Origin of the sequence: Candidatus Aeolococcus gillhamiae (assembly GCF_016464765.1) — a bacterium.
Taxonomy (GTDB): Bacteria; Chloroflexota; Dormibacteria; order Aeolococcales; family Aeolococcaceae; genus Aeolococcus; species Aeolococcus gillhamiae.
The window spans coordinates 1-22,775 of sequence record NZ_JAEKNS010000019.1; the positions used below are offsets into that span (position 1 = coordinate 1).

Here is a 22,775-nt window from a genome sequence, read left to right on the forward strand (position 1 = left end):
CCGCGGCCCCGGTGGCACCCGCCGCCCCTGCGCCGTTGGCCGCGCCGCACACCCGCTCCGCGCCGCAGCTGATGACGCGAACCGGCGCAGCGCCTGACGGTGCCGAGCCGCCTCGCCAGACCTCCCTGCTCAACCGCACCGGCATGGGCCGCGGGCCGCTCGCCAAGCCAGGCTCCGGCAACATGTACGCGCAGCTGCGCAGCAAGGTTCACAACCGCCTCATCGAGGAGCTCGCCGGCAGCACGGACAGCACTCCCCCGGACCAGGTGCGCCAGCGCATCGGCGAGCTGGTCAATGAGCTGGTCACCGAGCAGAACCTGACCATGACGCGCCAGGACAAGCTGCGCGTCATCGACACTGTCATCGACGACGTGCTCGGTCTCGGACCGCTCGAGGTGCTGCTCGGTGATCCGGAGATCACCGAAATCATGATCAACAGCTCGCGGCAGATCTACGTCGAGCAGCGCGGCAAGCTGAGCCTTAGCCCGGTCACCTTCGAGAGCAACGACCAGCTGATGCAGGTGATCGACCGCATCGTCAGCACCATCGGCCGCCGCGTCGACGAATCCTCACCGATGGTCGACGCCCGGCTCAAGGACGGCTCGCGCGTCAACGTGATCATCCCCCCGCTGGCTCTCCGGGGCCCCACGGTCACCATCCGAAAGTTTGCCAAGGAGGCGTTCACCGTCGCGGACCTGGTGGCCTTCGGCTCGGTCACCGACGACATGGTGCGCTACCTGCAAGCGTGCGTCCGAGGACGGCTCAACGTCGTGGTCAGCGGGGGCACCGGTTCGGGAAAGACGACCACCCTCAACATCCTCTCCAGCTTCATCCCCGAGGATGAGCGCATCGTCACCATCGAGGATGCCGCGGAGCTCCAGCTGCGCCAGGAACACGTGGTCACCCTGGAGACCCGGCCGGCCAACATCGAGGGTCGCGGCCGCGTGTCGATCCGCGAGCTGGTCATCAACTCCCTGCGCATGCGCCCCGACCGGATCGTGGTCGGAGAGTGCCGCGGCGGCGAGGCACTGGACATGCTCCAGGCCATGAACACCGGCCACGACGGCTCCCTGACAACGCTCCATGCCAACAACCCGCGCGAGTGCGTGGGCCGCCTCGAGACGCTCGTGCTCATGGCCGGTGCCGAGCTTCCGTCGCGGGCAATCCGCGAACAGATCGGGTCAGCGGTGAACATCATCGTGCAGCAGTCGCGCCTGCGTGACGGATCGCGCAAGGTGGTCAGCGTCACCGAGGTACTCGGCTGTGAGGGTGGCGACGTGCAGCTCCGCGAGATCTTCACCTTCCGCCAGGAGGGCATCGACGAGGATGGCAAGGTGATCGGTGCCTTCACCCCGACCGGTGTGACTCCGCACTTCCTCGAGCACCTCGCCAGCGAGGGCGAGCCGCTCCCGCTCGAGATGTTCCAGCCGGTGCCCCTCGGCGAGGGCTGAGCGCGGCCCAACCGGCCTCAGTCCTGGAACCCGTCCCAGGACCAGCGAGGGATGCGAAGTCCGCTAGGGACGTCGTCAGCGGAGTGGTGGTAGCGCGCCATGGTCGTTGTCGTGGCCCACTCGAAGTAGTCGTGAAGCACCTGCCGGAGCGGGCCGTCTTCGATCAGTCCGACCTCCGTCAGGGCTTCGTCGAAGCAGGCGATCGCACGGCGATCCATCTCCTCGTGCTCCCCATTGCCGCTGTGCATGCGCACGACCGAGGTCTCGTCGCCCATGGTGTCGGAATATGTGGTCGGTCCGCCCAGCGCCTCGGCCCAATAGGCCGCCAGGCGGTCGCTGTGCTCGGGGTGAAGCCCATGGCTGAATGCGTGACTGACCACGGCATCGGCCATGACACGGCGATGCCAGGTGGCGGCCAGGCGACGCATGCCCGCGTCGCCACCCGCGGCGGCGTACACCGTCTGCCTTCGTCAACTGTGGCATACCCGCAACGTGCGGGAACCCAACCGTCGCCGGTAGACCAGACGTCCCGAGAGCGGCGACTACCCCTGGCGCTGCTGCTGCTGCAGAAGTGCCTGCTGGGCCATGAGCTGGCGACGATCGGGGAATAGCTGCGCCAGGCGCGGCGGCAGCGGCACACCCATGTCGAACAGCCTGTCGATGATCTTCGGGCGGATGCCGGTGGGGTTGAACTCACCGATGATCTGACCGGTCGACGGGTCGGCGCCCTTGGACTCGAACTTGAAGATCTCCTGCATGGTGATGGTGTCACCCTCCATGCCGATGATCTCGGAGATCGCCGTGACCTTGCGCGAGCCGTCCTTGACGCGGCTCAGCTGGATGACCAGGTCGATGGCGCTGGCGATCTGCTGACGGATGGCCTTGAGCGGCAGGTCCATGCCCGCCATCAGCACCAGGGTCTCGAGGCGCGAGAGAGTCTCGCGCGGATTGTTCGCGTGCACGGTGGTCAGCGAGCCGTCGTGGCCGGTGTTCATGGCCTGGAGCATGTCCAGCGCCTCGCCACCGCGGCACTCACCGACGACGATCCGGTCGGGGCGCATGCGCAGGGAGTTGGCGACCAGGTCGCGGATGGTGATGCGGCCCTCGTTGTTGACGTCCGAGGGGCGCGACTCCATGCGGCACACGTGCTCCTGGTGGAGCTGGAGCTCGGCCGCGTCCTCGATGGTCACGATGCGCTCGTCGACGGGGATGAAGCTCGAGCAGACGTTGAGAAGGGTCGTCTTACCGGTACCGGTACCGCCGCTGACCACGATGTTCGCCCTGGCCAGGACACAGGCCTGGATGAACGCGGCCGCTTCCTGGGTGAGGGTGCCGAAGCCGATGAGGTCGCTGACCTGGTACGGGTCCTTGCTGAACTTGCGGATGGTGAGGATCGGTCCGTCGAGCGCCACCGGGGCGATGGCCGCGTTGACGCGGGAGCCGTCGAGCAGGCGCGCGTCGCACAGCGGTGAGCGCTGGTCGATGCGCCGTCCAACGGAGGAGACGATCGTGTCGATGACCCGAAGAAGGTGCTCCTCGCTGTCGAAACGAACGTCGGTCAGCAGGATCTTGCCCTTGCGCTCGACGTAGACCATCTCGTGTCCGTTGACCATGATCTCGGTGAGGCTGTCGTCGTCGATGAGCGGACGCAGCGGTCCGAGCGCCTCGAGGTAGCGCGGGTCGATGCCTTTGGTGGCTGTGGCGATGCTCACGCTGGGGAGGCTCCTCTGGATGCCGATGGATGGACCTGCGATCGTTCCGGGATTCTCTCCCGCCCCAGTTCCGTCACGACCAGAGGGAACCGGTTCGCGACACGATCTTTTCCAGACGCGATGAGGCGCGAAGGTACGATGGGACGGTGAAACCCACCTGGAGAGCGGCCGATGTCGACTGACGTGTCCGCCGGCGACGGCGACAACCTCCCGGTCGAGGTTCCGCAGGACGAGTTCACCTTCGCCTCCCACGACATGGGGCGGGGACGCGCCGCCGAGCCGCCCGTGTGCGGTCGTCCCGAGGACGGCTTCGTGATCCACCAGCCGCAGACGGTGGCTCCTGCCGCCCCGATCGACGCCCTGGTCGTCGGCGCTCCCGAGCCGGCGCCGGTGGCTGAGGCGCCCCCGCCTGCTCCCGATGCGTTCCGGATCAGCTCCGCCAGTGCGGTGACCGCCGCCAAGCCCGCCGAGGAGTTGTGGACCTCGCGCGAACCGGCCAAGGAGGCCGCACCCGCAGCACCGGCGGTGCCGTCGCGGCGCGGCTGGTCGACGAGGCATAGCGGGCTGGTCGACCGCTCCGCGAACGCCACCATGCTCCGCCTGCGCGAAGAGGCGGTTAACGTGAGTTGGAACGCCGCGTGGATGGCGGTCACCTCGGCCAACCCCCGCCTGCTCCGCATGCGCGGCGGGTCGTCTTCTTAGCGACCGCGGCTGCTGCCGGCGCGCAGTTGCATCGCCTCGTACACGGCATCGAGAGTGGGGCGCTGCCCGGTGCGCATGAGCTCAGCAACCACGTCGGGATCGATGCCGCCGGGCGCCGCGAGCGCGGCGGCCTGCGCGGCGTCCTCAGCCGCGGCCTTGGCGATGTGCAGCCTGTCCTTGAGTCGCTCGACGCGCGCGACCAGCAGGACGCAGAGGAGCGCCAAGAGCACCGCCACCACCCCGACCGCGATCACCGGCTGGGCGCGGACGGTGTCGATGACGTGCTGCAGGTTCATGCGATTCGCTCAGACGCCGGTCAGCACTTCGGTTGCCCTGTAGTGCATCTCGCGTGCCATGGCCCGCACCACCGCGCTCTCGTGACCGGGGACCTCCATCGTGCTGATGGCGGCGATGGTGGACACGAAGTCGTCGACGCCGGGTCGAGCAGCGCTGATGGCCTTCGCCACAGGCGCGGCATCGTCCTCGCCGAGCCACACGGTAGCGATGTCGGTGAGCTCGGCGCGCAGCGCATCGACGTCGATGTCCAGCCGCGCGGGCACGAACTCCGTCGCCTCACGCGCTTCGACGCCGGCCATGCCGTTGGGCTCGGCGGTGCTGCTCTCCGAGAGGTCGGCGATGGTGAACACCGCCGGCTCGAAGTGCAGGTCGGCTACGGAGGGGTCGGGAGCCGGCGCCTCGGTCTCGAGGACCTCGAACACGGGCGGTGCGTCGGCCTGCGGCGCTGATGCGGTCTCGGTGTCGGGCCCTGTTGCGGTCTCGACCTCTGGCGCAGCTTCGGCCTCCGTAGCAGCCTCGGGCGACGTGTCTGCAGACTCGTCCACGTGCGGCTCGGCGCCATTGGTGGCCGGTTCGACCACTGCGAAATCGGTAACCTCGACCGCCGCGGCGTCAGCGGCCGCGGTCGTCGCGGGAGACGCGACATCGTCAACCCGAGCGCCCGCCTTCCCGTTGCCCTTGCCCTTCCTGCGCCTGCCCCTGCCCCTGCCCCTCGTCGGCGCAGCGGCGGCGTCGGCCATCGGCTCGAGCGCTGCGGTCTCGGCGTCGGCGGCGACCGGCTCGGTGTCAGCACTCTGGCCAACCGCCGCGCCGGGCTCGTCCACGAGGGCTGCGGACGTGTAGCCGGTGGGGAGGATGGTGATCTCCTCGGCGGACGCCGCATGCGCGTCAGTGGCCTGCGCCACCGGTGCTGCAGACTCGGGAGCCTGGACCTCGGCGGTGTCCGGTGCCGAGGAGTGCCCGGCGACGTCGCCGATCACGCTCACGCACGCGTCCGATGCGTGGAGAAGGCTGCGCAGTGCGGCCATCGAGGTGGCCGGCCACTGCTGGCTCGCGGTGTACACGGCGACGAGCTCGCCCGCCTCGAACAGGCCGACGCCGGGGTCGGCGGACTCGACCAGCAGGCCGCAGGAACGGCCGGAGGTGCGCACCTCGGCAACAACGTCGTCCGTGTGCAGCCAGCCCGCGGGCAGGCCGGAGCCGAGTCGCGGCGAGCGCCACAGCATCGGCAATGCCGACACCAGCCGAAGATCCTCAATGCGGTACGCGGTCAGCGTGCCTTCGAGCGAGGTCATCAACGAATGTGCGGCCTGGTCGCCGAGCTGGCCCGTGGACGCGTTCACCCACACCGCGTCGGTCACCATCCCGCCGGCGATGAGCGCCGCGCCCTTGCAGGTCGGCCCGGAGAGCACGAGCAGAGAGTCCGGCAGGCGCGGCACGGCGGCCTCGAGGTTGACGACGTTGGCCGCCGCGTCCGTCCACAGGGCGGTCGCCAGCGGCAGCAGCGGAAAGTCGCTGAGCCCGAAGGGCAGCCGGCCTGTCGCCAGCGCTGGCTCGGGCGGCTGAGAACCCGGGACCGCGGCGGGCGCGAACGTCTCCGCCACGGGGGCAACCGCCGGGGGTGCCGGGTCGGTCGTCTGTCCGTTGGTGTCGGGGACGGCATGGCGCCGTTGGAACAGTCCCATCAGGTCCTCCGCGCTGCAGTGCAGCGTGTCATCCGTGACCATGGCTCGCCGCCATGGAGCTACTCGGAATTCGGTTGGCAATTCGTCGAGGATCGCGTTCAGCGCCGGCTCACCATCGAGCGTGCGGCCATCGGCGGTCTCGAACACGAGATGGCTGGGGTGGCCGAACATGAAGAACAGGGTTGCGTGCGCGCCCTCCCACTCGATGTCCAGGGCACCGGTGCGCTCGCGGTCGCCGGCGGCGGAGATCTCGCGCAGCATGGTGACGTGACAGGAGGTTGTTGCCATGCGCTGAGTCTCAGTCACGTCCGGGCCATGGTCATCGCGCGCGCGTCACCGAAAAGTGGCGCCGCAACGACGGTTTGACACAGCCGCCATCAACACGGCGCGTTCGTGGTTGTACCCCAGGCACGGCGGACGCCGCTCCGCCGAGGTCGGCGTCTACGGAGGATCCCGTTACCCCTGTGTGACCGCCTCATGCGACGAACAGATGACCCGAGGCATCGAACATTCCCCGCATGGACGCACCAAACGCCGCAACCGCCCTTTCGGCCCCACCCCTCGCCCAGGTCCGCCGTGGCCGGCTCGTGCGCGAACGGACGGTGCTCGACCGGTTCGGCCTCAAGACGGGTGACATGTACCGCGTCGCCTACGTTGCCGGCGGCGTGCAGTCGCGCCGGGTGAGCCGCAGCCTGGTGGTTTTCGAGGGCATCACCGAGCGCCGCCGCTGGGACGGCGGGGCCGCCTCCTGCCTCGACTTCGTGCTTCCCCAGGGCCGGCCACTCTCGTTGCTCGCCAGCCAGATCGTCGACGTCCGTCCCGCCGGGCTCAACGAGCGCGGCCAGTGGGTGCTGCTCGCCGAGGGCCGACTGCGCCGCCGTCGCCGCTCCGCCCGCAGGTCACTGTCGGGTTGATCGCTACTGAGCGGCGGCCGCCTCGTCGAGAGGTGCGTCGTCGTCCTGGGCCCGCGACAGCCGGTCGGTGAGGCCACGGCGCTCGAAGCGATAGCCGATGCCGGGCACCGCGTGGATGTACGTGGGACGCGGGCCGTCGGGCTCGATCTTGCGACGCAAACGGTAGACGTGCGCGTCGACGCTGCGCAGGTCGAGGTCGGCGCCCTGGCCCCACACCTTCTGGATCATCTCGGTGCGCGAGATCACCCGGCCGGGCGACGCGGAGAGCAGCGCGAGAAGGTCGAACTCCGTCGGTGTCAGTGTCACCGCCTGGCCGTCACGCAGCACCTCGTGCCGGCCCACGTCGACGATGAGGCCGGGGAACTTGAGGCGGCCGGGACGCACCTGCGACTGGCTGGTGCGCTGGCGGCGCAGCTTGGCGTTGATGCGCGCCGCGAGCTCGCGGATCTCGAACGGCTTGACGACGTAATCATCGGCGCCGATTTCGAGGCCGACCACGACGTCGACCGGGTCGGAGCTCGCCGACACCATCACGATGGGGATCTCGATACCCGCCGAGCGGATGCGGCGGCAGACGTCGAAGCCGGTCAGACCGGGAAGGTTGAGATCGAGCACGATGAGGTCGACGTCGTTCTGCTCGGCGAGGCGCACGCCGTCGGTGCCGTCGTCGGCGAACTGGATCCCGAAACCGTGTTGATGACCGAGGACCGCGAGGATGTCGTGCATCGAGGGGTCGTCATCGATCACCAGCACCGTCGCTTCAGCGCCTGACGGACGCCCCGCCGTGTACGGCTGACCCGGAATGGGCTCGGTGAGGGATTTCATGAAGACGCGGAACCTCGCAGGGGCGGATCGACGCCGGCAACGTAGCACGCGCCCGCGCGCAGATCGAAAGCGGTTACCCGAGTGTTGCGGACTTTCACGGCTCCGGAACGCAGGTGACCGCGCCCGTTCACGTCGGTGATCACACCGGCTCTTCGAGTGGGACGGCGACGAAGAACGAGTTTCCGCGCACGCTCTGGTTGTCGAGCCAGATCTGCCCGCCCATGCGCTCCACCAGCTGGCGGGCCAGGTAAAGGCCGACCCCAAAACCACCCCGCTGGCGCAGCAGGGGGTTCTCCACTTGGTAGAAGGAGGCGAAGACGCGCTCCACCTCGGTGTCGGGGATGCGCCGGCCGTTGTCGCGCACCTCGACGTGCGCCTTGTTGACGACGCGCACCGCGGTGATCTCGACGGGCTCATTGTCGGGCGCGAACTTCAACGCGTTGTCGATGAGGCAGGCGAGCACCAGCGCCAGGCGCTCCTCGTCGACGTGCAGGTAGCCGAGGTTCTCGTCGATGTGCACCAGGAAGCGACCGCGGTCGGCGACCTCGACGAACCGCGAGATGACCTGGCGCAGCACGGCGCTGAAGTCGACCGTGGTCGGCTTCAGCCGGATCTCGCCGGACTCGAGCTGGGCGATGCAGAGCAGGTTGTCGGTGAGCCGGCCGAGGTGTTCGGCCTCGGTGCGCAGCTCGTGGAAGCCCTCCTGGCGCGCCTGCTGGGGGAGGTGGTCGCCGCCGTCGCGCATCAGCGCCAGCCACGCCTTGATCTTGGTGAGCGGAGTGCGCAGCTCGTGGGACGCGAGCATCATGAACTCGCTCTTGATGCGGTCGACCTCACGAAGCTCGGCGAACACCGCGTGCTCGAGCTCGGCGGTGTGGGCCATCTGGCGGGCGCGCGCCGAGACCATCTCACGCGCCAGCAGGGAGCTCGCCAGCGAGACCACGAAGAACAGGAACAGCCGCGAGGCGAGCAGGTCGACGAGCGAATGGGTCAGCGGCCCGGATGCGGCCAGCCCGACGCTCACGTACAGCGCGCTGATGGTGGCCGCGCACACCACGCTGCCGACAATCCCGAAACGCAGGCTGCTGATGCCGATGAGCACGTAGAAAACGACCGCGAGGTTGGAGGCGAAGCCGCCGGTGAGGTAGACCAGCGCGCTGGCGACGCCCAGGTCCATGGCGAGGATGGCCAGCTGGGTGCGCCGTCCGGGGAGACGGTGGAGCACCAGCGCGAGGGTGGCGCTGAGGTTGAACATCCCCCAGCCGCCCAGAATGAGGTTGATCGCCGAGGTCGTGGCCACCCGAGGCTCACCGGGGAAGTTGTTGCTGACCGCGGCGAAAACAAGTACCGCCCAGCGCAACAGCTCGATGACACGCTCCACACCGGCGCGGCGATCGCGGTCGAGCGTCATCGACGGAGCCGAGGGCACCGGCCTCCTGGATGCGACCGCCGGAGCGGGGGCCGACGCCGCCTGCATGCGCCGGGCCAGCTGCTGGCTCACCTCGGCTGGGGGCGCAGACGGGCGCAGCTGCTGAGCGGGGCGGCGATCACGAAACTGAGCGTACCGACCGATCTCGCCGACGGCGACAAGGACCGGTAACGAATACCCCCGTGGCGGTGTAACAGGAATCGCCGCCGGCTGCCGAGGGGTTCAGGTCAAGGGCTGGGCGATACTCAAGCGCAGGCCGGCGCGGTGTCCAGCCCCGATCCGCCGCCGGGGGTCGCGGTGCTGCTCATCACAACGCTGCCCGAGGTGCTGTCGCGGCAGTCAACCGCCCAGCCCAGCGTGTGCAGAGCCGCCGCCTCCTGGGCGCCCGCCGGGACGATGGCGTCGGCGATGCCCTCCTGACGGATGAGCGTGTCCCAGTCCGGGCTGAGGTCATGGATGTGGAGGTATGTCTGCAGCGCGGCCGTGCCGAAGACGCCGGTCTCGTCGTACACGAACACCACCCGGCCGGTCGGGAAGCGCCCCGCCAGGTATCCGCCCCAGGTGTCGATGCTGTAGAGCCGGCGCCCGGCGAGGTGGGCCGCGGCGAAGTCGGCGGCGGCCTTGGGCTCGTGGCTCGCCTGGTACCGCGCCGCGCTGTCGCGGCTCAGCTGCGGCACGACCGCGATCGCGGTGCCGCCCACGACCACTGCCATCAAAGCGGCCCCAAACCAGGATGGCGGCGGTCGCCGGCGCGCGAGCCGCGTGAGGCGGGGCAGACGGGCGCGATGGGTTTGCCACGCCGCGGCGCCGTACACGGCGAGCTGTGGGGCGGCGACCAGCGCGAAGAGGGAGACGTTGCGCTGCGCCTGCAGCGACGCCGCGAACACGCCGCCTGCGAGAACCAGGTCGAAGAGATCGCGCCGCGGCGCCAGCATCCAGGCGACCACCAGCAGGATGGCTTCGGCCTCGAACAGGCGCAGCCACACGTCGTGGAAGTCGGGCGAGCGCCACTCGGTGACCACGCCGGTGATGGTGGGATCGCTGAAGGTTGCCGCGACGTAGCCCCACAGGGCCGGCCCGGCCGGGTTGGCCAGGGTGGCCACGGCGCTCGCCGCGATCGCCGCGCCGAGCAGCAGACGCCTCCTGCGGTCGACGCCACGTACCGTCAGGAGCGCGACCAGCGCGATGCCGAGCCCGATCACGAAGCCGGCGTGCAGGTTGGCCCAGACCGCGAATACCACGGGGAGCGCGAGGAGCACGCGCGTCGACCCGCGGCGCCAGCGCATCACCAGGTGCAGGACGAGCGCAGCGCCGAAAAGGCTGATCACCTGGCCGCGCACGCCGAGCAGCTGCGCCGCCACCAGCGCGCTGAGCAGCAGCGCCGCAGCCATCACCGGGCCAGCCGGCCGGCGCTCCGCCGGGATCGACAGTGCCGCGATCAGCAGCGCCGCCGATGCGACCACGCCCATCACCAGCGACGCCAGGCCGGGACCGCCGAGGTCGACAAGGCGCACCAAGCCGACCTCGTACAGCCACTGCTGCCCGACCCACGGGTGGGCGGCGTGCAGGAAGCTGAAGGGCTCGACTGAGGGGATGCCGTGGGCGAGGATGTAGTGGCCGACGGCCAGGTGCCACCACACGTCGCTGTCCCGGAACGGCTGCACGGTGAGCACCAGGCTGAGCACCGCGGCGCCGAGCACCCATGCGTTGCGGCGCAGCATCGCGCTCATCCCGGCTGCTGGTCCAGACGCGACGCCGGTGTCTGCGCCAGGGTCGTGCAGGTGTCATTCGGGGCGGTGAACGGCGGCTGCGGTGGCAGCTGCAGCGAGGCGACCCTCTCCTTGGGCGCGAACGCGATGTTGTGCGCGTCGCGGTACACCTGTACCCAGTCGCTGGCGTGGATCATGACGTTGCTGAGCGGGGCATTGCTGTCGAAGAGGACGACGTCCGTCCCGGCAGCGCGCACGATCGAGTCCCAACGCGGCGTCACGGACTCGACGTCGCCGTAGCTGTAGAGCAGCTCGTCGCCCATCAGCGCGGCGTCGCCGAAGATGTACACACGGTCGCCGTGCGCGGAGAGCTTGTCGGCGAGGTAGCCGCCCTCGCCGTACTGGTTGAAGACCTTGAGTGGCAGTGGATCGGCGGCCAGCCAGCGCGCCGCGCACACCGGGAAGTCCTGCGCGTAGAACAGCGAGTCCTCGCGCGTGTGCATGGAGGGGAGCAGCCGGCTGCCGACGTACACGCCGAGGACGGCGCCGCACAGAACGGCCCAGCTGACCACGCGCATGGCCACCGGAGGCAGCTTCTGCTGACGGTGCGGGCGCCTGCGCAGTCGCGCCAGCAGCATGTCCGCCTGGGTGATCCACACTGGCGTGGCGGCGGCCACGAAGAGCGCGATGTGGCGCACCGATTGCAGCGCCAGCACGACCGTGACCAGGACGAGCGCCGCGTCGCGCAGCCGGATGCTGCGGTTGGCGACGATGAAGGCCACGAGGCTGAGCAGCATGACGCCGAAGGTGCGCACCGACCAGTCATGGAAGTCCGGCGAATGCCACTCCAGGATCAGCGACTGTTGCGCGGCGGAGCCGAGCGTCCCGAACGGGTAGAGGATGATCGAAGGGCCGTTGAGGTTGATGGCGCAGACGACGAGCGAGCCGAGCAGGATGAGCGCCAGGCTGCGCACCCGAGCGGCGGGCGCGCGTCCCTTGATGTGCAGCAGGTGGGCCACCGTCTCCGCCACCACAATGACGGTGATGAATCCCAGCCCGATCAGGAAGCCGGAGTGGAGGTTGCCCCACACCAGGAAGATGGGCAGCAGGAGCAGCGCGAGCCGACCGCCCTTGCGCAGGTGGCGCTCGGCGAGCAGCAGCGTCAGGCAGGCGAAGGCGAACGTGATCATCTGCGCGCGCGGCCCCCAGATGGGGTAGCCGGCGATCACCGCGAGCACCATGCCGATCCCGAGCGCGAACGGTCCGGGACGGTCCAGCCGGGCCCGGCCGAGGATGCAGAGCACGCCCAACCAGCTGACCACGCTGAGCACGAGCACCACGGCGGCCAGTCCACCCCAGTGGTACAGCTCAGCGAACAGCACCTCGGAGAGCCACTCGTGCATCGTCCAGACATGGCTGCTCACCGTGTACGTGAACGGATCGGTGTGCAGCAGGCTCCCGTTGTGGAGGATGAGCTGGCCGCTGCGCAGGTGCCACCAGAAGTCCGGATCGCGGATCGGCGCGGTCAGCGGGAAGGCAGCGGCAAGCATGACCGCGCTCAGGAAGAGGCCGCCCGGCGATGTCATCCGGTCGATGAAGGACTGGCGGGTCCTCGCGGCGCTGTGCTGAGACGTGGGAGTGGGGGTGGACGCGGCGACGGAGCCCGTGCTGGTCACGTCGGCGCCATTGTCACCCGCGAACCGCCATCGTGGGCGACGATGGGAGATCAGGCCGCGTGCGGCGCGCCCATCCCGGTCGCGGGCGCGGGCCGGCCGGCGAGCGCGGCGACGAGCGCCGCGTTGAGCGACTCCGCGTCGAACGGCTTGTTCATGAAGGTGACGCCGCCGAGGTCGACCACCTCCTGCATGTCGTTGTCGAAGCACCGCGCGGTGAGCAGGATGATCGGGACCGTGGCGGTGCGCTGATCACGGCGGATCGCGCGGCAGAGTGACAATCCGGACAGTCGCGGCATCATCACGTCGGTCAGCACGACATCGGGCAGCCAGCTGGCCAGCTCGTGCAGCGCGGCGACCCCGTCGGCGGCAGTGCGCGTGGTGTAGCCGTCGACCGAGAGGCGGAGCTCGAGGAGGCGCAGCAGGGAGGTGTCATCCTCGACGATGAGGACGCGCGGGCCGCCCGTCGAGGGCATCTCCATGATGGCGCTCCTTGTGAACTGACCTCCCGTTTATAGATCCGGCACTGCACCGCTCCGGCGCCTGCAACCGGCCTGTGACCCGGACACCACCGCTCCGGCGCGCGAGAACAGGTCGATCGTCACTGCCCATGCCCGGGCCTCGCCGACGCCGCCGGTATCATGCCGGCATGCGTCCCGGCCAGCTCTCGTGCGCCCCGTGACATCCGCAGGCGAGACGCCCGCCGTCAATCCCTCAGCCCTGTCGGGCGTGCGATTCCTGATCACCCAGCGCATCGAGGACCTCGAGGAGGCGGCCGCCCGGCTCGACGGTCGGCTCACGGAGACCGCCGACACCCGCGAGGAGCTGCGCCGCCGCACCCAGGACAGCGAGGGGCGCTGGCGGTCGCTGCTCGAGCACCTCGAGGGTCTCGACCCGGACGACCTCGACAACGCCTTCCGCAGCCTCTCGCGGTTTCGCGCCGACCTCGCCGCCGTGGACGAGCGATTCCGCGACGCCAGCGCGCGGCTCATCGACTTGCGCAGCGAGCAGGAGGTGTTGCGCTCTGTCTACCGCAGCCTCGACGACCTCGCCGCCGCGGTGGCGCCGCGACCCGACACCAGCCGCGTGCGCAGCGCCTCGCGCCAGGTGTTCCAGATCATCGAGGAGGAGCGGATGCGGATCGCGCGCGACATGCACGACGGCCCCGCCCAGTCGATGGCCAACCTCGTGCTCCAGGCCGAGATCCTCGAGCGCCTCATCCAGCGTGACCCGCAGCTGGTGGTGCGCGAGCTGGCCGACTTCAAGGACGGCGTCCGTGCCGTGCTCGAGGACACCCGCCGGCTGATCTTCGACCTCCGCCCGATGTCGCTCGACGACCTCGGCCTGGTGCCCACCCTGCGCAAGTTCATCAAGGAGTTCGGTGACAAAGCGGGGGTCAACGCCCAGCTACGCGTCATGGGGGAGGACATCCGCCTGCCCGGGTCGTTCGAGCCGACCATCTTCCGCATCGTGCAGGAGGCGCTCAATAACGCTCGCAAGCACGCCAAGGCGCGCAACGTCGAGGTGCTCATCAACTTCCAGACGGACACCGTGACGGCCGTTGTCCGTGACGACGGCGTGGGCATGGACGTGGCCGCCGTCGAGGCGCAGCTGGACGGCACCAAGAACCTCGGGCTCATCTCGATGCGGGAGCGGGCGCAGCTCGAGAAGGGCCTCCTGGAGATCCGCTCGGAGAGCGGCCGCGGCACCGAGGTGCGGGTGGAGTTCAAGCTTCCGGCAGCGGCCTGAGCCCCGTCAACGCAAGTCTGCGGGACAATGGAGGCATGCGCTTCCGTGTGCTCGCGGCCGACTACGACGGCACCGTGGCGTCCGAGGGGGTCCTGGCTCCGGAGACTGTGGAGTCGATCCACCGGCTGCGCGAGAGCGGTCGTCGCGCGGTGCTGGTCACCGGGCGGATCCTCGACGAGCTGCTCGACATCTGTGACGACGTCGACGTGTTCGACCTGGCTGTGGTCGAGAACGGCTGCATCGTCTACAACCCCGCCACCGGCAAGCAGCGCCTGCTCGCGCCCACGCTGCCGCGGCGGTTCATCGCCGCCCTGCAGGCCCACGGGGTCACCCCGCTCTCCGTGGGCCGCGCGATCGCCTCGACCTGGGACCCCTTCGAGGACGTGGTGGTGCGGACCATCCACGAGATGGAGCTCGATCTCCAGATCATCTTCAACAAGCACTCGGTGATGGTGCTACCGGCGAGTGTCAACAAGGCCACCGGGTTGACCGCCGCCCTGGAGACGCTGGGCGAGACCGCCGAGTCCACCGTTGCCGTCGGCGACGCGGAGAACGACCTGGTCATGCTCGGTATGGCCGGCTGCGGGGTGGCGGTTAGCAACGCCCTGGCCAGCGTCAAGGACCGTGCCGACCTGGTCATGGAGGGACGGGCCGGCGCGGGGATGCGCGAGCTCATCGACCGCATCCTCGCGGACGACCTCAGGTCGGCCCTGGCGCGCGCCTCGCACCTCCGAGCCGGCTGAGCCGGCTACGTGCGGCGGAGGATCTCCGCCAGGCGTTGCGCCAGCGGCGAGGCGAGGAGGTCCTCGAGCGGCTGGGGCAGGGCGAGGCGCCAGTTGGGCCAGCGCTCGGCGGTCGTGCCGGGCATGTTGGGCCGCTCCACCACCTCGGCGGCGTCCTCGAGGCTGGCCACCACGAGCATCGACGGTGACGCGGCCAGCGCGGCGTACGCCGTCTCGATGACCTCGGCGGGCTGCTCGCGGCCGCCGGCGACGCGCGCCAGACGCTCGCGGATCTCGGCGATGCCGGGCTCGTTGACGGGGACGCCAATGGAGCGTTGCGCCTCCACGTCGTCGCCGCGCCACAGCCCGGCCACGGTGGGCAGGTCGTGGGTGGTGACCGCGCTCATCGCCCGCTCCGGGAACGTGCTCGGTTCGCCCTCCTCGAACCAGAGCAGCCGGTAGGAGAGGATGTCGCGCGCGGCCATCTGCTCGCGCACCACCGGTTCGACGGTGCCGAGGTCCTCACCGACGACGAGCGCGCCGGCGCGGACGCTCTCCAAGGCGAGAATGTCGAGGATGTCGTCGGCCGGGTAGCGCACGAAGACGCCGTCGGTCGGGCTGCCGCCGCGCGGGATCCAGTAGAGACGGAACAGGCCCATGACGTGGTCGATGCGCATGCCCATGGCGTGCGCAAAGCCGGCCCGAAGCACCGCGACAAGCGCGTCGTACCCCCGCGCGCGCAGCCGCCACGGATTCCAGGGCGGTTGCGCCCAGTCCTGCCCGACGGTGTTGAACAGGTCGGGAGGCGCGCCCACAGAGAAGTCGGCGGCGAAGAGGTCGCGGTCGGCCCAGACATCGGCGCCGCCGGGTTCGACGCCGATGGGGAGGTCGGTCATGAGCGGCAGAGCCGCGGCGGCACCGGCGAGCTGCCTTTCGATGAGCCACTGCAGCCAGGCGTGGAATGCGACGCGCGCGCGGGAGCGGCGGGCTTCGCCGCGCACCGCAGGGCTGTAGGGGTCGCGGAGCTTCTCCGGCCACTCGTGGAAGTCGCCGCCGTGCTGCTCAGCGAGCATCGCGAACGTGGCGAAGCGCTCGAGCGACTCGCCCTGGGCGTGGCGCCACCTGCGGAACTCCGTGCCCGGCGGGCTGGCCTCGGCGATGCGGGTGAGCGCGTCGAGCTTGACGATGGCGACTGCGTCGCGGTCGACGGTGCGCTCCGCATTCAGCGCGTGGCCGGCGCGGGCGATCCTCTCGAGGTCGGCGCCGAGCACCTCGGCACCGGGCACGTCCTCGATGCGCAGGAAGAGCGGGTTGCGCCAGCGCCGGCTGGTGGGGAGGTAGGGGCTGGCCTCGATCGGCGGGGTCGGAGCGGCAGCGTTGAGCGGGCTGAGCAGGGCGAAGCCGTCTCCCGCGGCCGCAGCCCACTCGCCGAACTCGCGGAGGTCGCCCAGGTCACCGATCCCCCAGCTCGACTCCGAGCGCGCTGCGTAGAGCTGCACCGCCCAGCCGCCGAGATGCAGGCCCGCGGGAAGGTGGCAGCGACGCGGGCTGACGATCAGCGTGCCGGGCCGAGCACCCTCGATCCGGTGGTATCCGAGGGGCACGTCGTCGCCGACGCGGCCCTCGATGCGCAGAGAGACGCCGTCCTCGGTCTCCACTTCGATGGGATGGTCGACCCCGTCGCCCGGGTGGAGGATCAGAGCGCTCGGCGGCGGCGGTTCGCCCCCGTCGCGCGCCCCCAGGGCGCTCAGCGCCGCGGCGACGGTCTCAGGTGAGGCCTCGATCAACCGGCCGCTCGCATCGTGGTACTCGCTCTGAACGCCCCACCGCCGGGCGTCGGTCAACGAACGGCCTCGCCCACCATGCTCCGTGCTTGTGAGGGCGCCGCGCGCCGGGCGATGAGGTCGAACTCGGAGACGGTGTCCACCACGTCATGGTAGTCACCGGTGCCTCCCAGGGTCGTCACGAAGGCGTCGACGGCGTCGGGGTCGAACTGCCTGCCGCGCTGGCGGATCAGCTCAGCGACCGCAGCTTCTACAGGTTTCGACTTGGCGTAGGGACGACCCTCGGTCATGACGTCGAAAGCGTCGACGACGCTGACGATGCGCGCTCCCAGCGGGATGTCGATGGTGCTCAGGCCGAGCGGGTAGCCGCCGCCGTTCCAGTGCTCGTGGTGGTGGCGGACGATGAGACGCACGTCCTCCCAGGTGTCGATATCCTCGAGGATGGCCGCGCCGATCTCGGGATGGAGCTGCATCAGCTGACGCTCGGCGGGCGTCAACGGCCCGGGCCTGCGCAGCAGGGCCTCAGGCACGCCGACCTTGCCGATGTCGTGCAGGCAGGCGCCGACGCGGATGGAGAAGCGACAGTCGTCGTCGAGGCCGAGCTGGCGGGCCACCGCCTCGGCGTGGCCCACCAGCCGCTCCGCGTGGCGGTTGGTGGCGCAGTCCTTCGACTCCAGCGTGTTGGCGAGGACCATGGTGAAGCGCTCGAGCATCGGCACCAGCATGTTGAGCCGCAGCGCGTCGGCGGCCAGCTGGCGGCGCTCCAGCGCGCGGCCGGCGACGGTGAGCAGGTGCTCGGCGCGGAACGGCTTGGGGATGAAGCCGACGGCGCCGGCGCGCATCGCGCGCATGGCCAGGTCGAGGTCGTGGTAGGCGGTCACGATGATGCAGGGCAGCGTCGGGTCGACTCGCTGCGCGTGCTCGATGACCTCTATGCCCGTGGCCCTGGGCATGCTGTAGTCGGTGATCACCAAGTCGAACGGGCCGCCATCGTCGAGGCGGCGAATCGCCTCGGCGCCATCGGCGACCACCGCGACGTCGTAGCCGCCGAGCCGCATCGCGTCGCGCACGAAAAGCCGGATCGGGCGATCGTCGTCGGCGCACAGCACCCTGGGCACGGTGGGGTCCTCCTGGCTAGGTCGCGACCCCCCACTCCGGTGCTCCCCGGCCACTGCCGGGGCCTGGCGCCATCCTGTCACGGGAGCCCGCGACCAGCGATTCCATTTACCCGGCTGCCATCACTCCGTGACAGGAATGGCCGATGGTGTACGAACGAACCGAACGCGTCGTATGCCAGAGCCACGGTGGGCGGCGTCCCTGCCACGCGGGCGGTTCCGGTTCCGGGCGGCGGTCAGTAGCTCGCGGCGTCCTCGGGACGGCGAGCAGGGCCCGCGCCGACGGTGGTGCGGAGGCTGTGCTTCCAGTGGGCGCTGACGGCGCGCTGGATCTGCAGGTCGGACCACCACATGGGGACGAAGGCCACCTGGTCGCGCTCGACCCTCATCCCCTTGCTGAGCAGGCGGCGGCGCACCGGCAACCCGAAGTCGGAGTGCCAGAACATCTTGTAGACGAGGTACACGACGATCCAGGCCAAAAGGAAGGCGAGAACCCCGAGCAGCAGGGCGGTGTTGACCGGGTGTCCGGCGATGACGATGTCGCTGATCAGGTGCACGCGACAAGGGTACCCCGCCGCCTCCGACGTTCCTGCAACGAAATAGTCGAAGGGGGAACTTAGGCGAAGGGGGAACCGCGGTTCCCCCTTCGCTCAGGCTGAGACTGGTGGGGCCTCCTCGGAGACGGGCTCGGCCTCGGCCTCGTCCACGGACGTTGCGTCCGAGTCCAGGTCGTCGTCGTCGTCCGCGTTCTCGGCGGCGAGGGCTGCCAGGGCGGCGGCCGCCTCCTCCTCCTCGTAGAGGCGCGCGGCTTCCTCGCGGAGCTTCTGGTAATAGTCGAGCCCGGTCCCGGCGGGGATCAGCTTGCCGATGATCACGTTCTCCTTGAGACCGCGCAGCTTGTCGATCTTGCCGGAGATGGCCGCCTCGGTGAGCACTCGGGTGGTCTCCTGGAACGACGCCGCCGACAGCCACGAGGCCGTGTTGAGCGCCGCCTTGATGAGCCCGAGCAGCACGGTTCCGGCGATGGCGGGCTCGCCGCCCTCGCTGAGCGACTTGGCGTTCGACTCCTCCCACTCGAACTGGGAAACGATCTCGCCGGGCAACAGGTCGGTGTCGCCGGCGTTGTCGACCCGCACCTTGCGCATCATCTGGCGGACGATCACCTCGATGTGCTTGTCGTTGATGTCGACGCCCTGGCTGCGGTACACGCTCTGCACCTCACGGACCAGGTAGTTCTGCACATCCTCGCGGCCGCGCACCAGGAGCAGCTCCTGCGGGCTGATCGAGCCCTGGGTGATGCGGTCGCCGGCAACCACGTGGTCGCCGTCGTGCACGATCAGCTGCGCGGAGGCGGGCACGGCGTACTCGTGCGTCTCCTCCTCGCTGGTGCGCACCAGGATCTCGTTCTTGCCAGCCTTGGCCACGCCCGCGTACTTGGCGCGGAGCACGACCTCGTTGCCGTTCTCGTCGGTGCCGCGGAGCAGCTCCGCGTTCTCGGTCACCGCCTCGCCGTCCTTGACGACCACCGAGTGCTTCGGCGGTATCGGGTAGGTCGTGTCGAAGACGTCGCGTGAGGTCACCTTCACCTTGAGCGCCTTGGCCTCGGTGCGGATGATCTCCACCTCGCCGTCGGTCTCGCTGATCAGGGCCTTGCCCTTGGGGACGCGGGCCTCGAAGAGCTCCTCGACGCGGGGCAGGCCCTGGGTGATGTCCGAACCACCGGTGGCCACACCGCCGGTGTGGAAGGTGCGCATGGTCAGCTGAGTGCCGGGCTCGCCGATGGACTGGGCGGCGATGACGCCGACCGCCTCGCCGATCTCGACAAGACGCCCGGTGGCCAGGTTGCGGCCGTAGCAGAGACGGCAGACCCCCTCGCGCGCCTTGCAGGTCATGATGCTGCGCACCTTGATGCGCGGCATCGAGTCGCGCAGCGCGAACGCGCGCCGCGAGACCTCGTCGGTGATCTCCTCACCGGCCGAAGTGACCGTCTCGCCTTCGATGACCACGTCCTCGGCGGCGATCCGGCCGGCGACGCGGTCCATGGTGCGGTCGCCGAGCAGGGGATCCTCGAGGTCGACCCAGATGCCCGCGGTGGTCTCGCAATCGTCGATGCGGACGATGACGTCCTGGGCGACATCGACGAGACGGCGGGTGAGGTACCCCGAGTCGGCGGTGCGCAGCGCGGTGTCGGCAAGACCCTTGCGCGCGCCGTGCGTGGAGATGAAGTACTCGAGGACGTTGAGGCCCTCGGAGAAGTTGGCCTTGATGGGCAGGTCGATGATCCGCCCGGTGGGGTCGGCCATCAATCCGCGCATGCCCGCGATCTGACGGATCTGTTGGGTGGATCCGCGCGCCCCGGACTGGGACATCATGAGCACAGAGTGGAAGCGGTCGAAGGACTTCATGGTCACTTCGGTGACGTCGTCGGTGGCCTTGGTCCAGATCTCGACTGTCTTCAAGTAGCGCTCGTCGTCGGTGATGAGCCCGCGGCGGTACTGCACGTCGACGTCCTCGACCTGCTTCTCGGCGCCGGCCAGGATGCCCGCCTTGGCTCCCGGGGTCTTGATGTCCATGGCGCTCACGGTCACCCCGGCCCTGGTGGCGTAGTGGAATCCCAGCCGCTTGATGTCGTTGGCGATCTGGGCGGTGCGCTCTGACCCGTGCAGGTCGTAGCACTCCTTGATCAGCTGGCCCAGCTTGCGCAGGTCCATCACCTCGTTGCGGAAGGTGATTGAGCGCAGGTCGCTCTGGGTGCCGGGTTCCCCGAGTGGTAGCACCGCGTTGAAGAGCACGCGGCCCACCGTGGTGGTGACCAGCGAGGTGCCGGTCGGCGCGGTCTCGGACGCACGGTATGGCTCGACGTGGTGGAGAGGCATGCGCACACGCACGTGATCGTGCAACCCGACTCGGCTGTGCTCGTAGGCGAGCTCAGCCTCTTCGGCCGAGGAGAACGCCTGCAGCTTCTGGACATCCTCGAGCGCAGTCGGCGCGTCGGTCATCTCCTGGGTCAGGTAGTAGGAGCCGAGGACGATGTCCTGCGACGGGGTGACCACGGGTCTGCCATCGGAGGCGCTGAGAATGTTGTTCGACGACATCATCAGGTTCTTGGCCTCGGCGACCGCACCGCTGAACAGCGGCACGTGCACGGCCATCTGGTCGCCGTCGAAGTCGGCGTTGAACGCCTTGCAGACGAGCGGGTGGATCTGGATCGCCTGGCCCTCTACGAGCACCGGCATGAATGCCTGGATGCCGAGCCTGTGCAGCGTCGGCGCGCGGTTGAGCAGCACGGGATGGTCGGTGATGACCTGGTCGAGAACGTCCCACACCTCGGGACGCACGCGCTCCACCATGCGCTTGGCGCTCTTGATGTTCTGCGTGAAGTTCTGGCTGACCAGCTCGCGCATCACGAACGGTTTGAACAGCTCCAGCGCCATCTTCTTGGGAAGTCCGCACTGGTGCAGCTTCAGCTCGGGACCGACCACGATGACCGATCGCCCGCTGTAGTCAACGCGCTTGCCGAGCAGGTTCTGGCGGAAGCGGCCCTGCTTGCCCTTGAGCATGTCGGACAGCGACTTCAGCTTGCGGTTGCCGGTGCCGGTGATGGCCCGGCCGCGGCGGCCGTTGTCGATGAGCGCGTCGACCGCCTCCTGGAGCATCCGCTTCTCGTTGCGGACGATGATCTCCGGGGCGCCGAGCTCGAGCAGCCTCTTGAGCCGGTTGTTGCGGTTGATGACGCGCCGGTAGAGGTCGTTGAGGTCGCTCGTGGCGAAGCGGCCCCCATCGAGCTGCACCATCGGGCGCAGCTCGGGCGGGATCACGGGAAGAACGTCGAGCACCATCCACGCCGGAGCGGTGCTGGACTTGCGGAATGCCTCGACGACGCGCAGGCGCTTGATGGCCTTCTGGCGGCGCTGTCCGCTGGTCGACTTCGACTCCTCGCGCAGGCGCAGCGCCTCCTTGGCGAGGTCGATCTGGTTGAGCAGCTCGCGAACCGCGGCCGCGCCGATGCCGGCCTTGAAGACCTTGCCGTAGCGGTCGACGTACTCGCGGTACTGGGTGTCGGTGAGCAGGTCGCGCACCGCGAGGGCCTCGAGCTCCTCGCGCTGCCGCACGATGTCGGCGCGGAGCGTTTCCAGCTCGGTGCGGCCGCTGTCCTGGGCGCCGGCGCGCTTGCCCTCGAGCTCGGTGCGCCAGCCCGCAATCTCTGCGCCGGAGGCGTCCTCGAGGTCGGTGCGGCGATTGGCGAACTGGGCGGTCAGCTCCTCTTCGCGCTCGCCGGCACGGCGCTGCACCTCGACGGCGACGTCCTCGTCGAGCGCCGTGCCCTTGGTGACGACGGTCTGGGTGTCGACGCCGTCGGTCAGGGCCATGTTGGCGACGGCCTTGTGGCCCTTGGCCTCCTGAATGCGCTCGTCGAGGTCGCGGGCGGAGTCGTGCAGCGCTGCGATGCGCGTCTCGCGCTCGGTCTCGAGCGTCTGGCGCTCGCCGGTGAGCCGCGTCTCGCGGTCGGTGACGCGCTTCTGGAGGTCGTCGTCCTCGCCGGTGTCGCCGGAGTCGACCTTCTGGGTGAGGGAGACGACGCGCTCGTCGGTGTCGGGGTCGAGCTTGGCAACCAAGTCGGCGCGTGCCTTCTCATCGATCGAGGTGACGATGTAGTTGGCGAAGTACAGCACCTTCTCGAGGTTGCGCGGGCTCATGTCGAGGAGCAGCCCCATGCGCGAGGGGATGCCCTTGAAGTACCAGACGTGCGACACCGGCGAGGCCAGCTTGATGTGGCCCATGCGCTCGCGGCGCACCTTGCTGCGGGTCACCTCGACGCCGCACTTGTCGCAGATGATGCCCTTGTACCGGTAGCGCTTGTACTTTCCGCAGTGGCACTCCCAGTCCTTGGTGGGGCCGAAGATCTTCTCGCAGAAGAGCCCGTCCCGCTCCGGCTTGAGCGTGCGGTAGTTGATGGTCTCCGGCTTGGTCTCCTCGCCGTGCGACCAGGTGAGGTTCATCTCCGGGC

Annotated in this window: 18 protein-coding genes; 5 read left to right on the forward strand and 13 right to left on the reverse strand. The window is 69.5% G+C overall.

The features are described from left to right. The first annotated feature begins 143 nt into the window (after positions 1 to 143). A complete protein-coding gene (locus JF886_RS01225; RefSeq protein ID WP_337308827.1) occupies positions 144 to 1,451 on the forward strand; it encodes a TadA family conjugal transfer-associated ATPase in 1,308 nt (435 codons plus the stop codon). Between the two features lie 17 nt (positions 1,452 to 1,468). On the opposite strand, the gene JF886_RS01230 is transcribed toward JF886_RS01225, so the two are convergent. Beyond that, positions 1,469 to 1,909, reverse strand: a complete 441-nt coding sequence (locus JF886_RS01230) for a group II truncated hemoglobin (RefSeq protein ID WP_337308792.1) — start codon at positions 1,907 to 1,909, stop codon at positions 1,469 to 1,471. 84 nt (positions 1,910 to 1,993) lie between these two features. Next, complete coding sequence (locus tag JF886_RS01235) at positions 1,994 to 3,163, reverse strand: TadA family conjugal transfer-associated ATPase (RefSeq protein WP_337308794.1); 1,170 nt, start codon at positions 3,161 to 3,163, stop codon at positions 1,994 to 1,996. 171 nt (positions 3,164 to 3,334) lie between these two features. On the opposite strand from JF886_RS01235, the gene JF886_RS01240 reads away from it, so the two are divergent. Next, positions 3,335 to 3,865 carry a hypothetical protein gene (locus tag JF886_RS01240; RefSeq protein ID WP_337308797.1) on the forward strand — a complete coding sequence of 177 codons (531 nt, stop codon included), beginning with the start codon at positions 3,335 to 3,337 and terminating at the stop codon, positions 3,863 to 3,865. On the opposite strand, the gene JF886_RS01245 is transcribed toward JF886_RS01240, so the two are convergent. Together JF886_RS01245 and JF886_RS01250 are read right to left on the reverse strand one after the other, a co-directional pair. Then, positions 3,862 to 4,161, reverse strand: a complete 300-nt coding sequence (locus JF886_RS01245) for a hypothetical protein (protein WP_337308799.1) — start codon at positions 4,159 to 4,161, stop codon at positions 3,862 to 3,864. The genes JF886_RS01240 and JF886_RS01245 overlap by 4 nt on opposite strands. A 9-nt stretch (positions 4,162 to 4,170) precedes the next feature. Continuing rightward, positions 4,171 to 6,135, reverse strand: a complete 1,965-nt coding sequence (locus JF886_RS01250; protein WP_337308801.1) for a hypothetical protein — start codon at positions 6,133 to 6,135, stop codon at positions 4,171 to 4,173. Between the two features lie 230 nt (positions 6,136 to 6,365). Between JF886_RS01250 and JF886_RS01255 the strand changes: the two genes are divergently transcribed. Beyond that, positions 6,366 to 6,761 carry a hypothetical protein gene (locus JF886_RS01255; protein ID WP_337308803.1) on the forward strand — a complete coding sequence of 132 codons (396 nt, stop codon included), beginning with the start codon at positions 6,366 to 6,368 and terminating at the stop codon, positions 6,759 to 6,761. Positions 6,762 to 6,764: 3 nt separating this feature from the next. On the opposite strand, the gene JF886_RS01260 is transcribed toward JF886_RS01255, so the two are convergent. The 5 genes from JF886_RS01260 to JF886_RS01280 form a co-directional block, all read right to left on the reverse strand. After that, a complete protein-coding gene (locus tag JF886_RS01260) occupies positions 6,765 to 7,586 on the reverse strand; it encodes a response regulator transcription factor (protein WP_337308805.1) in 822 nt (273 codons plus the stop codon). A gap of 139 nt (positions 7,587 to 7,725) precedes the next feature. Beyond that, positions 7,726 to 9,015, reverse strand: coding sequence for a sensor histidine kinase (locus tag JF886_RS01265; RefSeq protein WP_337308807.1), 1,290 nt, complete (start codon positions 9,013 to 9,015; stop codon positions 7,726 to 7,728). A gap of 245 nt (positions 9,016 to 9,260) precedes the next feature. Continuing rightward, positions 9,261 to 10,745 (reverse strand): hypothetical protein, encoded by a 1,485-nt coding sequence (locus JF886_RS01270; RefSeq protein WP_337308809.1) that lies wholly within the window; start codon positions 10,743 to 10,745, stop codon positions 9,261 to 9,263. After that, positions 10,742 to 12,400, reverse strand: coding sequence for a hypothetical protein (locus JF886_RS01275; protein WP_337308811.1), 1,659 nt, complete (start codon positions 12,398 to 12,400; stop codon positions 10,742 to 10,744). The genes JF886_RS01270 and JF886_RS01275 overlap by 4 nt, the downstream gene beginning before the upstream one ends. 50 nt (positions 12,401 to 12,450) lie before the next feature. Next, positions 12,451 to 12,879 (reverse strand): response regulator, encoded by a 429-nt coding sequence (locus JF886_RS01280; protein WP_337308813.1) that lies wholly within the window; start codon positions 12,877 to 12,879, stop codon positions 12,451 to 12,453. A 196-nt stretch (positions 12,880 to 13,075) separates the two neighbouring features. Between JF886_RS01280 and JF886_RS01285 the strand changes: the two genes are divergently transcribed. Together JF886_RS01285 and JF886_RS01290 are read left to right on the forward strand one after the other, a co-directional pair. Beyond that, a complete protein-coding gene (locus JF886_RS01285; RefSeq protein ID WP_337308815.1) occupies positions 13,076 to 14,146 on the forward strand; it encodes a sensor histidine kinase in 1,071 nt (356 codons plus the stop codon). A gap of 35 nt (positions 14,147 to 14,181) precedes the next feature. Further along, positions 14,182 to 14,889, forward strand: coding sequence for an HAD family hydrolase (locus JF886_RS01290; RefSeq protein ID WP_337308817.1), 708 nt, complete (start codon positions 14,182 to 14,184; stop codon positions 14,887 to 14,889). Positions 14,890 to 14,894: 5 nt separating this feature from the next. Here the strand turns inward: JF886_RS01290 and malQ are convergent, their stop codons facing one another. The 4 genes from malQ to rpoC all read right to left on the reverse strand — a co-directional run bounded on the left by malQ (position 14,895) and on the right by rpoC (position 22,767). Beyond that, positions 14,895 to 16,712 (reverse strand): 4-alpha-glucanotransferase, encoded by a 1,818-nt coding sequence (gene malQ / locus JF886_RS01295; protein ID WP_337308819.1) that lies wholly within the window; start codon positions 16,710 to 16,712, stop codon positions 14,895 to 14,897. Beyond that, on the reverse strand, positions 16,709 to 17,770 hold the full coding sequence (locus JF886_RS01300) for an HD-GYP domain-containing protein (protein ID WP_337308821.1): 1,062 nt from the start codon (positions 17,768 to 17,770) through the stop codon (positions 16,709 to 16,711). Before JF886_RS01300 ends, malQ begins: the two co-directional genes overlap by 4 nt. A gap of 233 nt (positions 17,771 to 18,003) precedes the next feature. After that, positions 18,004 to 18,324, reverse strand: coding sequence for a hypothetical protein (locus tag JF886_RS01305; RefSeq protein WP_337308823.1), 321 nt, complete (start codon positions 18,322 to 18,324; stop codon positions 18,004 to 18,006). Positions 18,325 to 18,417: 93 nt separating this feature from the next. Beyond that, a complete protein-coding gene (gene rpoC, locus JF886_RS01310) occupies positions 18,418 to 22,767 on the reverse strand; it encodes a DNA-directed RNA polymerase subunit beta' (RefSeq protein WP_337308825.1) in 4,350 nt (1,449 codons plus the stop codon). Positions 22,768 to 22,775 lie beyond the last annotated feature (8 nt).